The organism is Actinoplanes awajinensis subsp. mycoplanecinus, from assembly GCF_001509495.1.
Taxonomy (GTDB): domain Bacteria; phylum Actinomycetota; class Actinomycetes; order Mycobacteriales; family Micromonosporaceae; genus Actinoplanes; species Actinoplanes palleronii.
The window spans coordinates 63,972-79,633 of sequence record NZ_LLZH01000282.1; the positions used below are offsets into that span (position 1 = coordinate 63,972).

15 protein-coding genes are annotated in these 15,662 nt (G+C 71.6%); 12 read left to right on the plus strand and 3 right to left on the minus strand.

The genetic code is table 11. The features are described 5' to 3' along the window. Positions 1 to 128: 128 nt before the first annotated feature. The gene (locus ADL15_RS29920; RefSeq protein ID WP_067698156.1) at positions 129 to 659 is read right to left on the minus strand and encodes a GNAT family N-acetyltransferase; all 531 of its coding nucleotides are present in this window, start codon (positions 657 to 659) and stop codon (positions 129 to 131) included. Between the two features lies 1 nt (position 660). Next, positions 661 to 1,446 (minus strand): TetR/AcrR family transcriptional regulator, encoded by a 786-nt coding sequence (locus tag ADL15_RS29925; RefSeq protein ID WP_067698158.1) that lies wholly within the window; start codon positions 1,444 to 1,446, stop codon positions 661 to 663. Between the two features lie 86 nt (positions 1,447 to 1,532). On the opposite strand from ADL15_RS29925, the gene ADL15_RS29930 reads away from it, so the two are divergent. The 12 genes from ADL15_RS29930 (at position 1,533) to ADL15_RS29985 (ending at position 12,843) form a co-directional block, all read left to right on the plus strand. Continuing rightward, positions 1,533 to 3,029, plus strand: a complete 1,497-nt coding sequence (locus ADL15_RS29930; protein WP_083971914.1) for an MFS transporter — start codon at positions 1,533 to 1,535, stop codon at positions 3,027 to 3,029. Then, positions 3,026 to 3,652, plus strand: a complete 627-nt coding sequence (locus ADL15_RS29935) for an alpha-ketoglutarate-dependent dioxygenase AlkB (protein ID WP_067698161.1) — start codon at positions 3,026 to 3,028, stop codon at positions 3,650 to 3,652. Before ADL15_RS29930 ends, ADL15_RS29935 begins: the two co-directional genes overlap by 4 nt. Before the next feature lie 261 nt (positions 3,653 to 3,913). Next, positions 3,914 to 4,657, plus strand: coding sequence for an ABC transporter ATP-binding protein (locus ADL15_RS29940; RefSeq protein ID WP_232344477.1), 744 nt, complete (start codon positions 3,914 to 3,916; stop codon positions 4,655 to 4,657). Beyond that, positions 4,654 to 5,379 (plus strand): ABC transporter ATP-binding protein, encoded by a 726-nt coding sequence (locus tag ADL15_RS29945; RefSeq protein WP_083971915.1) that lies wholly within the window; start codon positions 4,654 to 4,656, stop codon positions 5,377 to 5,379. Before ADL15_RS29940 ends, ADL15_RS29945 begins: the two co-directional genes overlap by 4 nt. A gap of 11 nt (positions 5,380 to 5,390) precedes the next feature. Next, complete coding sequence (locus ADL15_RS29950; RefSeq protein WP_067698165.1) at positions 5,391 to 6,269, plus strand: branched-chain amino acid ABC transporter permease; 879 nt, start codon at positions 5,391 to 5,393, stop codon at positions 6,267 to 6,269. Then, entirely contained in the window at positions 6,266 to 7,273 is a 1,008-nt protein-coding gene (locus ADL15_RS29955; RefSeq protein ID WP_067698167.1) for a branched-chain amino acid ABC transporter permease, read from the plus strand. Before ADL15_RS29950 ends, ADL15_RS29955 begins: the two co-directional genes overlap by 4 nt. Next, positions 7,273 to 8,529, plus strand: coding sequence for an ABC transporter substrate-binding protein (locus ADL15_RS29960; protein WP_067698168.1), 1,257 nt, complete (start codon positions 7,273 to 7,275; stop codon positions 8,527 to 8,529). The genes ADL15_RS29955 and ADL15_RS29960 overlap by 1 nt, the downstream gene beginning before the upstream one ends. A gap of 40 nt (positions 8,530 to 8,569) precedes the next feature. After that, positions 8,570 to 9,316 (plus strand): SDR family oxidoreductase, encoded by a 747-nt coding sequence (locus ADL15_RS29965; protein WP_067698170.1) that lies wholly within the window; start codon positions 8,570 to 8,572, stop codon positions 9,314 to 9,316. Beyond that, positions 9,313 to 10,089: an SDR family oxidoreductase gene (locus ADL15_RS29970; RefSeq protein WP_067698172.1), complete on the plus strand. Its 777-nt coding sequence runs from the start codon at positions 9,313 to 9,315 to the stop codon at positions 10,087 to 10,089. The genes ADL15_RS29965 and ADL15_RS29970 overlap by 4 nt, the downstream gene beginning before the upstream one ends. Next, positions 10,086 to 11,066, plus strand: a complete 981-nt coding sequence (locus tag ADL15_RS29975) for a phosphotransferase family protein (RefSeq protein WP_067698174.1) — start codon at positions 10,086 to 10,088, stop codon at positions 11,064 to 11,066. Before ADL15_RS29970 ends, ADL15_RS29975 begins: the two co-directional genes overlap by 4 nt. Then, positions 11,066 to 12,271 (plus strand): acyl-CoA dehydrogenase family protein, encoded by a 1,206-nt coding sequence (locus tag ADL15_RS29980; protein WP_067698176.1) that lies wholly within the window; start codon positions 11,066 to 11,068, stop codon positions 12,269 to 12,271. The genes ADL15_RS29975 and ADL15_RS29980 overlap by 1 nt, the downstream gene beginning before the upstream one ends. Continuing rightward, positions 12,268 to 12,843 carry a TetR/AcrR family transcriptional regulator gene (locus tag ADL15_RS29985; protein ID WP_067698178.1) on the plus strand — a complete coding sequence of 192 codons (576 nt, stop codon included), beginning with the start codon at positions 12,268 to 12,270 and terminating at the stop codon, positions 12,841 to 12,843. Before ADL15_RS29980 ends, ADL15_RS29985 begins: the two co-directional genes overlap by 4 nt. Here ADL15_RS29985 and ADL15_RS29990 read toward each other — a convergent pair. Beyond that, entirely contained in the window at positions 12,840 to 15,425 is a 2,586-nt protein-coding gene (locus tag ADL15_RS29990; RefSeq protein WP_232344489.1) for an ATP-binding protein, read from the minus strand. The two genes, ADL15_RS29985 and ADL15_RS29990, sit on opposite strands and share 4 nt — an antisense overlap. Between the last annotated feature and the right edge of the window lie 237 nt (positions 15,426 to 15,662).

Here is a 15,662-nt window from a genome sequence, read left to right on the forward strand (position 1 = left end):
AACTCGAGCTGACGGGCTTCGGCTGGTGCTGGTGGTCCCCTCAAGGGCCTTGAGAGGACCGTCAGCGCCAGCCGGGTCTCGCGCTGGCCAGCGGCCGTGAGCACCAGCTGGGGGCTCGGGTCGGGTGGTCAGTGGAGGGTGGCCGGCGGGGTGGGGTCGGGGGTGAGGAAGCGCTGGGTGATGGCGATGTCGTGCCAGGTGTCGTGTTTCCAGCCGATGCGGCGGTGGATGCCTACCGGTTCGAAGCCGAACGCGGTGTGCAGGCCCAGGGCGGCGTCGTTCGGGAGGGTGGTCTTGGCGACGGCGACCCGGTAGCCGCGGGTGACCAGCCTGGGGAGCAGGACGTCGTAGAGGGCGCGGCCGGCGCCGGTGCGGCGGCGGTCTTGCTCCAGATAGACGCTGACCTCGCAGGACCAGCGGTAGGCGGCGCGGGTGGCGAACGGGCCGGCATACGCGTAACCGATCACGCCGGATCCGTCCTCGGCGACCAGCCACGCATGGGTGGCGGCTGAGGCGGCGATCCGGGCGGCCATCTCCGCCGGGGTGGGCGGCTCGGTCTCGAAGGAGACCGCGGTGTCCAGCACATACGGCCGGTAGATGGCGGCGCAGGCCTCCGCGTCGGCGGCGGTGGCATCCCGGACGATCAGCGGCACGGGCATCTCAGGCGGCTCCCTGGTCGAGGTCGGGTCGCTGGGGCGGATCGGGCTGCTGGGGCGGGTTGGGCTGCTGGGTCAGCCAGTGGGACAGCCCGTCGAGGAGGCGGTCCAGGCCGAAGGTGAAGGCGTCGTCGAGCAGGCGGTCGGGGTCGGGGCCGCCGACGCCGTTCTCCGCAAGCCAGCGCTCGACGTGCGGGTAGGTGCTCGCCGTTCGCTCGATCGCCGGCAGGACCGACTCGGCGACGCCGGCGAGCGTGGAGCCGGCCCGGCGGGCGGCGGCGGTCATGGCCGCCTCGGTGGTCGCCGCGCCGATCGCGTGGGAGTGCAGGAGCGACCCCGCGTACGAAATCTGCAGTCCCTGGAAACCCGCGGCGGTGAACAGCGCCACGGTCCGGTCCCCCATCCGCATCGCGTTGGGTCCGACGGTGGGACGGGCGCCGAGCTGGCCGATCACCCAGGGGTGCCGGAGCAGGGCCGCGCGCATGCCGTTGGCCAGGATCGACGCGCCGATCCGCCAGCCGGTGTCGCCGGGCTCGGGCACGTAGATCTCGCCGAGCACCTCGTCGACGGCGAGCTCGAGAAGTTCGTCCTTGTTGGTGACGTACCAGTACGCCGACGTCGTGCCGGAGCCGAGCTTGGTGCCGAGGCGACGCATGCTCAGGCCGGCCGCGCCCTCGGTGTCGAGCAGCTCGATCGCGGCGCGGACGATCTGCGCACGGCTCAGCGCGGGCTGGTCACCGCGGGTGGTGCGCGGCGGGCGGGTCCACACCGAGTCCGGGAGGTCGGGCATCTCCCCATCATAATGATCGTCGTACACCGTTCGATTGACTGGTACGTTGTACTAGACCTCGAACACCGTACGAGAAAGGTCTGTCGATGCCCGAGCGCGACCCCCGACGCTGGCTGATCCTCGGCGTGCTGTGCCTGAGCATGCTCGTGGTCGTCGTCGACAACATGGTGCTGAACATCGCGATCCCGGCCCTGATCCGCGACCTCGGGGCGAGCACCGCCGAGATCCAGTGGATCATCGACGCCTACATCCTGGTCTTCGCCGGGCTGCTGCTCACCGCGGGCGCGCTCTCCGACCGGCACGGGCGGCGTCGCGGGCTGGTGATCGGCCTGGTGCTGTTCGGCGGCGCGTCGCTGCTGGCCACGCTGAGCCAGACGGCCGGTCAGCTGATCGCGACCCGTGGCCTGATGGGCGTCGGCGCGGCATTCCTGATGCCCGGCACCCTGTCCATCCTCACCACGGTCTTCGACGACGCGGAGCGCAAGAAGGCGATCGCGATCTGGGGCTCGGTGCTGATGGTCGGTGCGCTCGGCGGGCCCAGCCTGGGCGGCCTGCTGCTGGAACACTTCTGGTGGGGCTCGGTCTTCCTGATGAACATCCCGATCGCCGCGCTCGGCGTGCTGGCCGCACTGGTGATCATCCCGGAGTCGCGCGGCCCGGCCGGGCCACCCGACCTGGTCGGCGCACTGACCTCGACGATCGGAATGACCGCCGTGGTCTGGGCGGTCATCTCGGCGCCGGCCACGGGCTGGGGCTCGGCCCGGACACTGGGCGGGATCGCGGTCGCCGCCGTCGCACTGACCGGCTTCGCGCTCTGGGAACGGCACACCGACGAGCCGATGCTGCCGCTCGCGCTGTTCCGCGATCGGAACTTCGCCGGGGCCAGCCTCTCGCTCGTGCTGCTCTCCTTCTCGGCCGGCGGGGTGATGCTCGCGCTCACCCAGTACGTGCAGTTCGTGCTCGGGTACCCGCCGCTGCGGGCCGGCTTCGCGTTCGTCCCGATGATCATCAGTGGACTGATCTTCAACGGGGTCGGCGTGGTGGTGGACAAGCGGTTCGGCGCCCGGGTGGCGCTGGTGCTCGGGCTGCTGCTGATGGGCGGCGGGTTCGGGGTGCTGGCCTCGCTCGGGCCGGACGACGGCTACCTGACCCTGGCGTCCGCGCTCGTGGTGATCGGGGCGGGCAGCGGCATCGCGACACCGGCCGCGGTCGGGACGCTGCTCGGGGCGCTGCCGAAGGAGCGGGCCGGTGTCGGCTCGGCGGTGAACGACACGGTGCAGCAGATCGGGGCGGCGCTGTCGGTGGCGGTGCTGGGCAGTGTGCTGACCACGGCGTACCGGGCGGCGATGCCCGGCGACGCGCTGGCGACGGCACGGGACTCGATCGGGGACGCGCTGCGGCTCGGCGATCCGGCGCTGGCCCGGATCGCGCGGGACGCGTTCGTCGACGCGATCGCCACCACCTCGTGGGTCGGCGTGGTGGGCGGGGTGGCGGCCGCGATCGTGGCGGCCGCCGTGCTCCGGCCGGTCGCACCCACCGGCGCCGGAGAGCCGTCGAACGTCAGTACTAACATGGCGGCATGAGCAGCGCCTATCAGCCTTCGATGCTCGACCTGATGTCCTCGGCGACCCTCGAGCCGCTGTCCGGGGCGACCCGGCACCGGCTCACCGCCGGGGCCTGGGTCGACGTGCTGCCCGGCTGGCTGCACGGGTCCGACGCGGTGTTCGCGGCACTGCTCGAGATCGACTGGCGGGCCGAGCGGCGGCAGATGTATGACGACGTGGTCGACGTGCCCCGGCTGCTGCGGTGGTTCCGCGAGGAGGAGACCCTGCCGCACCCCTCGCTGACCGAGGCCCGCGCGGCGCTGAACGCGCATTACGCCGACGAGCTGGGCGAGGAGTTCACCACCGCCGGGATGTGTCTCTACCGGGACGGGCGGGACAGCGTCGCCTGGCACGGTGACACCATCGGGCGGTCGGCCACCGAGGACACCATGGTCGCGATCGTGTCGGTCGGGTCGCCGCGCAACCTGCTGCTGCGGCCGCGCGCGGGCGGGCACGAGACGCTGCGGTTCCCGCTGGGCCACGGGGATCTGATCGTGATGGGCGGCTCCTGTCAGCGGACCTGGGAGCACGCGGTGCCGAAGACGGCGCGGGCCGTCGGGCCCCGGGCGAGTGTGCAATTCCGGCCACGAGGCGTGGCCTGACGACGACCGAACGACCCAAGACGCCGCCGAGTGACCCGGGATACACCCGGGCACGGCGGCGTTTTTGCTGATCACACCGGGTACGCGACGCTCCGGGTCGCGGCAGGTAACGGGGATGTTGCAAGTAGTTGACGATCCCGATCAGAAAGTTACACTCCTAGTGTAAATAGTTGACCATCACTCTCCACTGTGGATTTTTGCTGTCCGGACGAGGTGGCCATGTCGACGGAAAACACTGCTCACGAGCTTGCTCTCGACCATATGACGGTTCGCTTCGGCGGGCTGACCGCGCTCGACGACGTCTCCCTGCGGGTGCCCTCCGGGCGGATCGTCGGGGTGATCGGACCGAACGGCGCCGGCAAGACCACGCTCTTCAACGTCATCTGCGGATTCGTCACCCCGGCGGCCGGGGAGATCACCCTGGACGGGCGGGCCTGGCGACCCCGGCCGCACCAGCTGAACCGGCTCGGCATCGCCCGCACGCTGCAGGGGGTCGGTCAGTTCGGCGGGCTCACCGTGCTGGAGAACGTGCAGGTCGGTGCGCGCGGGCACCGCTCGACAGGCGAACGGGCCGGCCGGGAAGAAAAGAGCCGGGAGAGAAAGGGCCGGGAGAAAAGGGGCCGGGAGAAGCAGTCCGAGATGGACGCTCTCGAGGCCCTGGAGAGGTGCGGTGTCGCGGACTACGCCCACCGGCTCCCGGGTGCGCTGCCCTACGCGATCCGGAAACGGGTCGAGCTGGCCCGGGCCCTCGCCTCCCGGCCACGGATCCTGATGCTCGACGAGCCGGCCGGCGGGCTGGACCCCGAGGAGATCCGCTGGCTTGCCGAGCTGATCAAGGGGGCGGGCACCACCGTCCTGCTCGTCGAGCACCACATGGACCTGGTCATGTCGGTCTGCGACGAGATCCTGGTCCTCGACTTCGGCAAACCGATCGCGCTCGGCACCCCGGCCGAGATCAGCGCCGACGACAAGGTCACCGAGGCGTATCTGGGGGCGGCGGCATGACCGGCGCGGGAGCGCTGCTCCAGGTGGACGGGCTGACCGCCGGGTACGGCGCGGCGCCGGTCCTGCACGACGTCCGGCTCAGCGTGCCGTCCGGCGCGATCATCGCGGTGCTCGGCGCGAACGGCGCCGGCAAGACCACCCTGCTGCGCACCCTGTCCGGCCTGCTCCGGGCGGCGCGCGGCAGCGTGGTCTTCGACGGCGAGGACCTGCGCGGGGTCAAGGTGGAGCACCTGGTCCGGCGCGGGATCGCGCACGTGCCGGAGGGCCGCGGGGTGGTCACCGAGCTGACCGTCGACGAGAACCTGCGGCTCGGCGGGTTGTGGCGGCGCGACCGCCTCGACGCGGCGCGCGCCCTGGACGAGGTCTACGACCTCTTTCCGGCGCTGGCACAACGGCGTGCCAGCGCCGGTCACCAGCTCTCCGGCGGTGAACGGCAGATGCTCGCGCTGGGCCGGGCCCTGATCGGCCGGCCCCGGCTGCTGCTGCTCGACGAGCCGTCGCTGGGTCTGGCGCCCCGGATCACCGCCCAGATCATGGCGCTGCTGCGGGACCTGCGGGAACGTACCGGCCTGACCGTGCTGCTGGTCGAGCAGAACGTGCGCAGCGCACTGTCCATCGCGGACGAGGGCGTGGTGCTGTCGCTGGGCCGGGTGGTCACCCGCAACAACGCGGCGGAACTGCGCGACGACGCCGACCTGCGCCACGCCTACCTCGGCTTCTGACCGGAGGAACCATGGACAGATTCGTCTACCTGACTTTCGACGGGCTGAGCCGGGGCGCGGTCTACGCCGCGTTCGCGCTGGCCCTGGTGCTGATCTGGCGGGCCGCCCGGATCGTCAACTTCGCACAGGGCGCGATGGCGGTGGCCGCCGTCTACGTGGCCTACTCGGTCACCGACGCGACCGGGTCGTACTGGCTGGGGTTCGTCGCGGCGATCGTGTTCGGGCTGCTGCTCGGGGTGGCGGTGGAGAAGACCGTGATGCGGTTCGTCGACCACTCGTCGCCGCTCAACGGGGTGGTGGTCGCGCTCGGCCTGGTCCTGATCGTGCAGGGGGTGCTCGGCATCCTGTTCGGCAACGAGTACCGGCCGATCGAGACCCCGTTCCGGCGGGACGCCTTCGAGGTCGGCGGGATCGCGCTGCTCAGCCGGTACGACGTGTTCGTCTTCGCCGCGGTGGGCGCGGTGGTCGTCGCGCTCACGCTGCTGTTCACCCGTACGGCGGTGGGGCTGCGGATGCGGGCCGCCGCGTTCGCCCCCGACGTGTCCCGGCTGCTCGGTGTGCCGGTCGGCGGGATGCTGACGCTGGGCTGGGCGCTCGCCGCCGCGGTCGGGTCGCTGGCCGGGATGCTCGTGGTGCCGACCGAGCTGGGGCTGCACCCGACCGCGATGGACGTGGTGTTCGTGTCCGCGTTCACCGCCGCCGTGGTGGGCGGGCTGGACAGCCCGATCGGCGCGGTCACCGGTGGCCTGGTGGTCGGCCTGCTGCTCTCCTACGTCAGCGGCTACCTGGGCGCCACTGTCGCGCCGATGGCGGTGCTGTTCCTGCTCGTCGCGGTGCTGCTGGGCCGGCCGGGTGGTCTCTTCTCCAGTTCGAAAGCGAGGCTGGCATGACCGACCTGCGGGAGAAGAGCGTGGCTCCGGTCGTACCGGAAAAGGTCGGTCGGAAGAGGCGGATCCCGCCGGCGGTGGCAATTCTGCTCGGCGCGGCCCTGATCCTGATCTTGACCTATGCGTTGCCGCCGTTCCGGAACTATCAGCTGGCCACGGTCGGCGCCTACTTCACCGTGACCGCCGGGCTGACCGTCCTGACCGGACTGAACGGCCAGCTGTCGCTCGGGCACGGCGCGCTGATGGCGACCGGCGCCTACACGTTCGCGCTGACCCAGAACCGGTGGCTGTCGATGCCGCTGAGCGTGCTGGCCGCGATCGTGGTCACGACGCTGGCGGGCGTGGTGATCGGGCTGGCCGCGGCCCGGCTGCGCGGGCCCTACCTGGCCGGGCTCACGCTCGCGGTGGCGGTCGTGGTCCCGTCGGTGACCAGCACGTTCGACACCACGTTCAACAGCGACATGGGTCTGTCGATCGCGCTGGACCCGCCGCCCGGGACGATCCCGATGGAACGCTGGCAGGCCTGGCTCTGCTGGGCCGGCGCGCTGGTCACCGCGTTCCTGCTGGCCACGCTGACCCGGGGCCGGTTCGGGCGGGACATCCGCGCGGTGCGCGACGACGAGACCGCGGCACGCCTGGCCGGGGTGCACGTGGCGCGGACCCAGGTGCTGGCGTTCGTGGTCAGCGCGGCCTGCGCGGGTCTGGCCGGCGCCCTGTTCGCGGTGCTGGCGCAGAGCGTCTCGCCCGGCGCGTTCCCGCTGACCCTGTCGCTGTTCCTGGTGATGGCGATCGTGATCGGCGGCCTGGGCCGGCTGGTCGGCGCGCTGCTCGGCGCGCTGCTGCTGGTCCTGCTGCCGGCGCTGGCACAGACCGCCGGGGAACGCTCCGGCTCGCAACACCTGGAGGGGAACCTCGCCCTGGTGATCTTCGGCGTGGTGCTCGTCGTCGTCATGCTCGCCGCCCCCGGCGGCCTGGCATCCATCAGATTCACTCTCAGGAGGAAATGATGAAACGCACCACGGCGTCCTTGCTCGCCGTCCTCTTGCTGGCCGGAGCGTGTGACAGCTCCGGCGGCGGATCCTCGTCCAGCGACGTACCCGGCGTGACCGACACCGAGATCACCGTCGGCACGCACATGCCGCTGACCGGACCGGCCGCGGCCGGCTACTCCAAGATCGCGCCGGCCACCAAGGCCTACTTCGACTTCGTCAACGCGGCCGGCGGGATCAACGGCCGGAAGATCACCTACAAGGTCAAGGACGACGGTTACAACCCGGCGACCACCCAGCAGGTGGTGCGGGAGCTGGTGCTGCAGGACAAGGTCTTCGCGATCCTGAACGGCCTGGGCACCCCGACGCACTCCGGCGTGCTCGACTTCCTCAAGACCAACAAGGTGCCGGACCTCTTCGTGGCCAGCGGCAGCCGCAGCTGGAACCAGCCGGACAAGTATCCGGGCACGTTCGGCTTCAACCCGGACTACACCGTCGAAGGCAAGATCCTCGGCACCCACGTCAAGGACACCTACACCGGCAAGAAGATCTGCTTCCTCGGCCAGGACGACGACTTCGGGAAGGACAGCCTGGCCGGCATCGAGAAGGTCGTCGGCGCGGTGGCGGCCAAGCAGACGTACGTGACCAGCAACCCGAACGTCGGACCGCAGATGGGCGCGCTCAAGGCCGCGGCCTGCGAGGTCGTCGTGCTGGCCACCGTGCCGGGCTTCACCGCGCTGTCGATCGGCACCGCCGCGAAGATCGGCTTCAAGCCGCAGTTCGTGGTCAGCAACGTGGGCTCCGACCCGGCCACCGTCGGCAAGGCGCTGGGACAGGCCGCGCCGCTGCTGGAGGGTGTGGTGTCGGCGAACTACCTGCCGCTCAACACCGACGACTCCAGCCCGTGGATCCAGCTCTTCAAGAAGGTCAACGACCAGTACAACGCGGGCGCCGAATTCGACAACAACATCGTCTACGGGATGTCGGTGGGATACCTGTTCGTGCAGTCGCTGCAGGCCGCGGGCAAGGACCTGACCCGCGACGGGATCATCGCGGCGGTGCAGAAGAACGGCTTCCAGGGTCCGGGTCTGGTGCCGCTGCGCTTCTCCGACAAGGATCATTCCGGGTACGGCGGGCAGCAGCTCACCAAGGTCGAGGGCGGCAAGGCGGTGTTCATCGGCCAGGCCTACACGACCGACGACGGTGACGGGGCAGTGCAGCCGTACACCGGTCAGGCCGTGACACCGCCGCAGAACGGCATCCCCACGGCGTAATATCCGCACTCAGAGTGCAATAAATCTTGGAGGTTGTGTGATGGCGGATCAGGTAGCGGTCGTGACCGGGGCAAGCCGGGGCATCGGGTTCGCCATCGCGCAACGCTTTGTCGCCCAGGGCGCGAAAGTCGCGATCACCGGGCGGGACGCGGACGCCCTCGCGGCCGCGGTGAAGGAGCTCGGCGGCCCGGACGTGGCCGTCGGGCTGGCCGGCAAGGGCGACGACGCGGCACACCGGGCCGCGGTGATCGACGCGGTCCGGGACCGGTTCGGGCCGATCACCACGCTGGTCAACAACATCGGGATCAACCCGGCGTACGGGCCGCTGGCGACCCTCGACCTGAACGCCGCGCGCAAGATGGCCGAGGTCAACCTGATCGGCACGCTCGGCTGGGTGCAGGAGGCGCTGCGCGGCGGGCTGGCCGACACCGGCGGCTCGATCGTCAACATCTCCTCGGTCTCCGGGGTCCGCCCGGCGCCCGGCATCGCGTTCTACGGCACCACCAAGGCCGCGCTGATCCACCTCACCGAGGAGCTGGCCGTCGAGCTGGCCCCGAAGATCCGGGTCAACGCGGTCGCACCGGCCGTGGTCAAGACCCGCTTCGCGTCCGCGCTCTTCGAGGGCCGCGAGGAGCAGGTGTCCGCGACGTACCCGCTGAAGCGCCTCGGCGTCCCGGAGGACGTGGCCGGCACCGTCGCGTTCCTCTGCTCGCCGGACGCCGCCTGGATCACCGGGCAGACCATCGTGATCGACGGCGGCGTCACCCTGACCGGGGTGGTCGAATGAGGCGGGTCGTGGTGACCGGCGCCGGCGGCGGGATCGGCGCGGCGCTCGCCCGGCGGTTCGCCGCCGACGGCGATCAGGTCGTGGTCAGCGACATCAACCCGGACGCGGCTGTAAAAATCGCTGAGACAATCGGCGGAACGGCCATCCCCGGCGACGTGGCGTCGGAATCCGATGTGCAGCACCTCGTCGAGGCCGCCGCAAAAAAACTCGGCGGGATCGACCTGTTCTGCTCGAACGCCGGTGTGCTCAGCGCCGGCGACGAGAACACCCCCGACCAGCTGTGGGAACGCGACTACGCGGTGAACGTGCTGTCGCACGTCTACGTCACCCGGGCGCTGCTGCCGACGTGGCTGGACGCCGGGACGCCGAAGCGGCTGCTGATCACGGTGAGCGCGGCCGGGCTGCTGACCCTGCTGGGCAGCGCGTCGTACGCGGTCACCAAACACGCCGCGCTGGCCTACGCCGAGTGGCTGCGCGCCACCTACGCCCACCGCGGCCTGATCGTCCAGGCGCTCTGCCCGCAGGGTGTCCGCACCGACATGCTGACCGGCGGCAACGCCCGGGGCAGCGGCAGCGCGGCCCTGCTCGCCGAGGGCGCGCTGGAACCGTCCGAGGTCGCCGACGTGGTCGCCGCGGGACTGGACGGCACCGGGTTCCTGATCCTCCCGCACCCGGAGGTCGCCGAGTACTACCGCTTGCGCGCCACCGACCCGGACCGTTGGCTGGGTGGCATGAACAAGATGCAGCGCGGCTTCGAGGGCACCGCGTCATGAAGGGCCTCGACCTGGACAAGCTCCAGGCCTATCTGGACAGTCCGCCGCTGACCGCGACGATGTTCGCCGGCGGCCGGTCGAACCTGACGTACGCGGTGACCGACGGGACGAACCGCTGGGTGCTGCGCCGCCCGCCGCTCGGCCACGTCCTGCCGACCGCCCACGACATGGTCCGCGAGCACAAGGTCCTCGCGGCGCTGTCCGCAGCCGGGTTCCCGGTGCCCGCGCCGGTCCGGCTGTGCACCGACACCGAGGTGATCGGGGCGCCGTTCTACCTGATGGAGCACGTCGACGGGACGATCTACCGGGACGTCGCTCATCTCGAAAAGATCGACATCGGGTCCCTGACCCTCACCCTGGTCGACACCCTCGCCGACCTGCATGCACTCGTCCCGGCGGAGATCGGGCTCGGCGACTTCGGCAAGGCGGAGGGCTTCAACGCCCGGCAGGTGCGCCGCTGGAAGCAGCAGCTCGACGCGTCGCGCAGCCGGGACCTCACCGGCATCGAGGAGCTGCACGCCCGGCTGGCCGCCGACATCCCGGCCGGTGGACCCGGCGCCGTCGTGCACGGCGACTTCCGGCTCGACAACGTACTCATCGGTCCTGATCTCGAAGTGAACGCGGTCCTCGACTGGGAGATGTCGACGCTCGGTGACCCGCTCAGCGACCTCGCCCTGATGCTGGTCTACGCCGGTCGCCCACTGCTGATCAAGGACGGCAAGCCGTTCGCGCCGATCGACCTGCCCGGCCACCCGTCGCTCGACGAGATGGCCACCCGGTACGCGCAGCGCAGCGGGCGCGACGTCGGCGACCTGCACTGGTACGTCGGGTTCGCCGCGTTCAAGCTCGCCGTCATCCTGGAGGGCGTGCACTACCGCTACACCAAGGGCCAGACCGTCGGCGCCGGCTTCGACACCGTGGGCGCGATGGTGCCCGACCTCATCGAGCAGGGCCACCGAGCGCTGGAAGGACACTGATGGACTTCGAGTTCGACGCGACGACCGAGGACTACCGCAAGCGGCTGCTCGCGTTCATGGACGAGCACGTGTACCCGGTCGAGGCCGGCTATCACGCGGAAGGTGACGGCTGGGAGCCCCCGGCCGTACTCAAGGAACTGCAGTCGAAGGCCAAGGACGCCGGCCTCTGGAACCTGTTCCTCCCCGGTGAGCACGGCGCCGGGCTGACCAACCTGCAGTACGCACCGCTCGCCGAGATCACCGGGCGCAGCCCGTCGATCGCGCCGGCCGCGCTGAACTGCGCCGCACCGGACACCGGCAACATGGAGGTGCTCGCCGAGTTCGGCACGCCTGAGCAGCAGGAACGCTGGCTTACGCCGCTGCTGGCCGGTGAGATCCGGTCCGCTTTCGCGATGACCGAGCCGCAGGTCGCGTCGTCGGACGCCACCAACATCGGCACCCGGATCGAGCGGGACGGCGACGACTACGTCATCAACGGCCGCAAGTTCTACATCACCGGCGCGATGAACCCGCACTGCAAGATCTTCATCGTGATGGGCAAGACCGACCCGGACGCGGCCCGGCACGTGCAGCAGAGCCAGATCCTGGTCCCGCGGGACACCCCCGGCCTGACCGTCAAGCGCGGCATGACCGTGTTCGGCTACGCCGACGGCGACCACGGCGGCCACGCCGAGCTGGTCTTCGAGAACGTCCGGGTGCCGGCCGCGAACCTGATCGGCGTCGAGGGCGGCGGTTTCGCGATCTCCCAGGCCCGGCTCGGGCCCGGCCGGATCCACCACTGCATGCGGCTGATCGGGATGGCCGAACGCGCACTGGAGCTGATGTGCGTCCGCGCGCTGGCCCGCACCCCGTTCGGCAAGCCGCTCGCCGAGCAGGGTGTGATCCAGGACTGGATCGCCGAGTCCCGGGTCCGGATCGAGCAGGCCCGGCTGCTGGTGCTCAAGGCCGCCTGGCTGATGGACACGGTCGGCAACAAGGGCGCGCACACCGAGATCCAGTCCATCAAGATCGTGGTGCCGGCGACCGTGGAGTGGATCCTGGACAAGGCGATCCAGACGCACGGCGCGGCCGGGGTCAGCCAGGACACGCCGCTCGCCGCGCTGTGGGCCGGAGCCCGGACGCTGCGGCTCGCCGACGGCCCGGACGAGGTGCACAAGCGGTCGCTCGCCCGGCGCGAGCTGAACCGGTACCGGAGCCGTTCGTGACCCAACCACCGCGCGTCGACGGTCGCACCGCCCGGTCCGAACGGACCCGCACCGCGATCGTCGACGCCCACCTCCGGCTGATCGCCGAGGGTGACCTGCGCCCGACCGCCGACCGGATCGCCAAGCTGGCCGGGGTCTCGCTCCGGGCACTGTGGAGCCACTTCGCCGACATGGAGGCGCTGATGGCGGCGAGCGGTCAGCGGGTGCTGGAGCAGCGCGACGCGTCGTACCGGCCGATCCCGGCGGACCTGCCGCTGCCCGACCGGATCGACGCGTTCTGCCGGCAGCGGGTCCGGCTGCTCGAGGAGATCGGACCGGCGGCGCGGGCGTCCGCGCTGAAGGAGCCGTTCTCCAGCGCGTTGCAGAGCTACCGGCGGATGCACGTCTCCCGGGTCCGCGACGAGCTGACCAGCACGTTCGGGCCGGAGATCGGCACCGACGAGGACCTGCTGAACGCGCTGACCGCGATCAGCCTGTGGCCGGCCTGGTCGACCTGGCGTGAGGCCATGGACCTGCCGGTGGAGGCCGCGCAGGCCGCGCTGGCCCGCGGGGTCCGCGCCCTGCTGAGCTAGGAGGTCAGGCCGCGCCGGGCAGCCTCGGCCGCGGCCTGACCCCGCCGGGCCACGCCGAGCTTGCGCAGGATCGCCGAGACGTGGTGATGGACCGTCTTGGTCGACAGGAACAGCCGCTCGGCGATCTCCACATTCGACAGGCCCTGCTGCACCAGGCCCAGCACCTCGACCTCGCGGCGGGTCAGCTCGGCCGGGTTGCCCCGGGTCCAGCGCTGCGGGCCGCGCGGGATGTCCCGGACACCCCGGGACCGCAGCCGGCGGGTGACGATCGCGGCGGCCGGGCGGGCGCCGAGCCGCTGGAACCCGTCGAGCGCGGCCCGCAGGCTCGCCTCGTCCGGGCCGCCGGCCAGGGCCAGGGCCGCGTCATAGCCGCAGTCGCGCTTGTGCCAGCGTTCCGCGGCCCCGGTCACGTCGCCGGCGAGCTGGCATGCGTAAGGCTCGAGCAGCTTTATCCCTGTTTCCGGCAAGGACGGATCCCCGGCCAGCCGGCGCAGCCAGGCGAGTTCGCCGAGCACCCAGACCGCCCCGCGCCGGGACGCCAGCTCCCAGGTCGCGGCGATCTCCCCGGCCACCGGCGCACCGGCCAGCCAGGCCGCCTCGGCCCGGGCCGTCACCACCGGCGCCAGGTACTGCAGCTCGACGCGCCCGACGGTGAGCGCGAGCGCCTCGTCCAGGGCCGGCCACGGGTCGCCGTCGCCGCGCCGGGCCCGGACCAGCCCGAGCACGCTGAGCGCCAGGGTCCGCAGCAACGGCACCGGCTTGGCATCGCGCAGCACCTCCTCGGCGTCCGCGACGGCTTGCTCCCACCGGCCCAGATCCAGGTGATAGCGGGCCCGGTAGGCGAGCACGTAATGCTTCCACGCCTCCAGTCCCAGGTCGGCGCAGGCGATCACGCCGCGGTCCAACCAGGACGACAAATGGTACGAACGGACGCGCGTCATCGCCCAACCGGCGTGGATGTACGCCCGCCCCACGTGCTCCTCCAGGCCCTCCCGCTCGGCCAGCGCCAGACTGCGCTCCAGCTTGCCGATGCCCTCCGGCTCGCCGGCCAGCAGCTGCATGGTGCCCATGTTGTTCAGGCTGTGCACCACCACCTCGGGCAGGTCGTGCCGCTCACCCAGCCGCACCGCCCGGGTGCCCATCGCCATGGTGTCGGCGTACTCCTCGATGTTGAGCGCCACCGCCGACTGGTTCGTGTACGCCACCGCCAGTTCCGCACCGGCCCCGGGCGTGTCGAGCAGCCGCAGCGCCTCGCGCCCGGCCTCGATCGTCCCCTCGGTGTACCCGCCGCACCACAGCCGCCGGGACAGGTGCGACAGCGCGGTGCCCTCACCGATCCGGTCACCGACCTGCCGGCGTTCCCGGATCGCGGCCTGCAACGCCTCGATCGACTCCTGGGTCTGCTCGGTCAGGTAACACTCGTAGGAGCGGCGTTCCAGCAGGTCGGCCCGGGCCGCCGGGTCCAGCCCGGTGGCGAACCGCAGCGCCCGGGCGTACTGCGCGGCGGCCTCCCGGTGCGCACCCGAGGCGGCCGCCTGCTCGGCGGCGCGTGGCGCCCAGGCCAGCACGACCGCGGTGTCCCCGGCCGCCTCGGCGTGGTGCACGAGCCGGCTCGGGTCGGCCTTCTCCGGCTCGGCCAGCAGCGCGCGCAGCACACCGCGGTGCAACTCCCTGCGCCGATGCGGGGCGAGCGACTCCTCGACGGTGATCCGGGCCAGCTCGTGCCGGAACGCCACCCCGCCGGGCACGCTCTCCAGCATGCCGGAGCGCAGCGCTTCGTCCAGGCCGCCGGTCACGTCCAGGAGGCGCAGTTCCGCGTACGGCGGGGTGACCGAGACGGCGTCCAGCACCACCGCGGCCTCCGGGCTGAGCCGGGCGGCCCGGGCCAGCACCGCGTCGCGCACGGTCAGCGGCACGTCACCGTCGTCGCGGGCCAGCACCTCGGTCACGAAGAACGGGTTGCCGCAGGTGGCCCGGTGCAGCGCCGCGCCGTCGCGCCCGTGCGAGGCGGCCAGCGCGCCGACCGCCTCCGCCGACAGCGGCTCGACACCCATCCGGTGGATCGCCTCGCCCTGCAGCTCGCCGAGCAGCCGGCTCAGCGGATGCCCGCGGCCCACCTCGTCACTGCGGTACGTCGCGATCAGCAGCGCCGGGACGGTGCCGATGCGCCGGCCGAGCAGGCTGAGCACGTCCAGGGTGGCCTCGTCGGCCCAGTGCAGGTCCTCCAGCACGCACACCAGGCCGGGGTTCTCCCGCGCGTCCCGGATGATGCCGGTGGCCAGGTCGTACGGCTTGGCCCCGCGGTCGATCAGCTGCCCGATCGTCCCGTGGTCGTCCTGCGCGATCTCCAGGAACGGCCCCAGCGGCCGCGGCGTGAAGAGCGGATCGCAGCCGCCCCAGAGCACCGGCCGGCTCGACCGGCACTCCGCCCGGAACCGCCGGACCAGCGCGGTCTTCCCGCCGCCGGCCTCACCACCGAGCAGCACCAGGACACCGCCGTGCCCGTCCCGGACCGTCGCATGTGCCCGGTGCAGCGCCTCGAGGTGCCCGGCCCGTTCCAGCAGCCCGCCCCCGGCAGTCATCTCCCCCACCGCCGCACGATGTCACCGAGCCCCCACCCACCTCCATCACCTATCCGACATCCCGCGCCCCGGCTGGTTTTCCGGGGTGCCTCCCGGACCCGGAGACACCCCCAGAAGCCAGCCGGGCCACCGGACCGCGGCTGCTTGAGTTCAAGGGAACGTTGCAACACCTGATCTGATCAGGAGTTGTTCGTGTTCGAGATCCGTGGTGATCGTCGGCCGCAGGGACGTAAGAGG

Bases quoted from the DNA above. Each gene is read 5' to 3' on its own strand.
- ADL15_RS29980 (WP_067698176.1), top strand. From the start codon at position 11,066: ATGGACTTCGAGTTCGACGCGACGACCGAGGACTACCGCAAGCGGCTG.
- ADL15_RS29950 (WP_067698165.1), top strand. From the start codon at position 5,391: ATGGACAGATTCGTCTACCTGACTTTCGACGGGCTGAGCCGGGGCGCG.
- ADL15_RS29925 (WP_067698158.1), bottom strand. From the start codon at position 1,446: ATGCCCGACCTCCCGGACTCGGTGTGGACCCGCCCGCCGCGCACCACC.
- ADL15_RS29940 (WP_232344477.1), top strand. From the start codon at position 3,914: ATGACGGTTCGCTTCGGCGGGCTGACCGCGCTCGACGACGTCTCCCTG.
- ADL15_RS29955 (WP_067698167.1), top strand. From the start codon at position 6,266: ATGACCGACCTGCGGGAGAAGAGCGTGGCTCCGGTCGTACCGGAAAAG.
- ADL15_RS29960 (WP_067698168.1), top strand. From the start codon at position 7,273: ATGAAACGCACCACGGCGTCCTTGCTCGCCGTCCTCTTGCTGGCCGGA.
- ADL15_RS29935 (WP_067698161.1), top strand. From the start codon at position 3,026: ATGAGCAGCGCCTATCAGCCTTCGATGCTCGACCTGATGTCCTCGGCG.
- ADL15_RS29945 (WP_083971915.1), top strand. From the start codon at position 4,654: ATGACCGGCGCGGGAGCGCTGCTCCAGGTGGACGGGCTGACCGCCGGG.
- ADL15_RS29930 (WP_083971914.1), top strand. From the start codon at position 1,533: ATGCCCGAGCGCGACCCCCGACGCTGGCTGATCCTCGGCGTGCTGTGC.
- ADL15_RS29965 (WP_067698170.1), top strand. From the start codon at position 8,570: ATGGCGGATCAGGTAGCGGTCGTGACCGGGGCAAGCCGGGGCATCGGG.
- ADL15_RS29920 (WP_067698156.1), bottom strand. From the start codon at position 659: ATGCCCGTGCCGCTGATCGTCCGGGATGCCACCGCCGCCGACGCGGAG.
- ADL15_RS29990 (WP_232344489.1), bottom strand. From the start codon at position 15,425: ATGACTGCCGGGGGCGGGCTGCTGGAACGGGCCGGGCACCTCGAGGCG.
- ADL15_RS29975 (WP_067698174.1), top strand. From the start codon at position 10,086: ATGAAGGGCCTCGACCTGGACAAGCTCCAGGCCTATCTGGACAGTCCG.
- ADL15_RS29970 (WP_067698172.1), top strand. From the start codon at position 9,313: ATGAGGCGGGTCGTGGTGACCGGCGCCGGCGGCGGGATCGGCGCGGCG.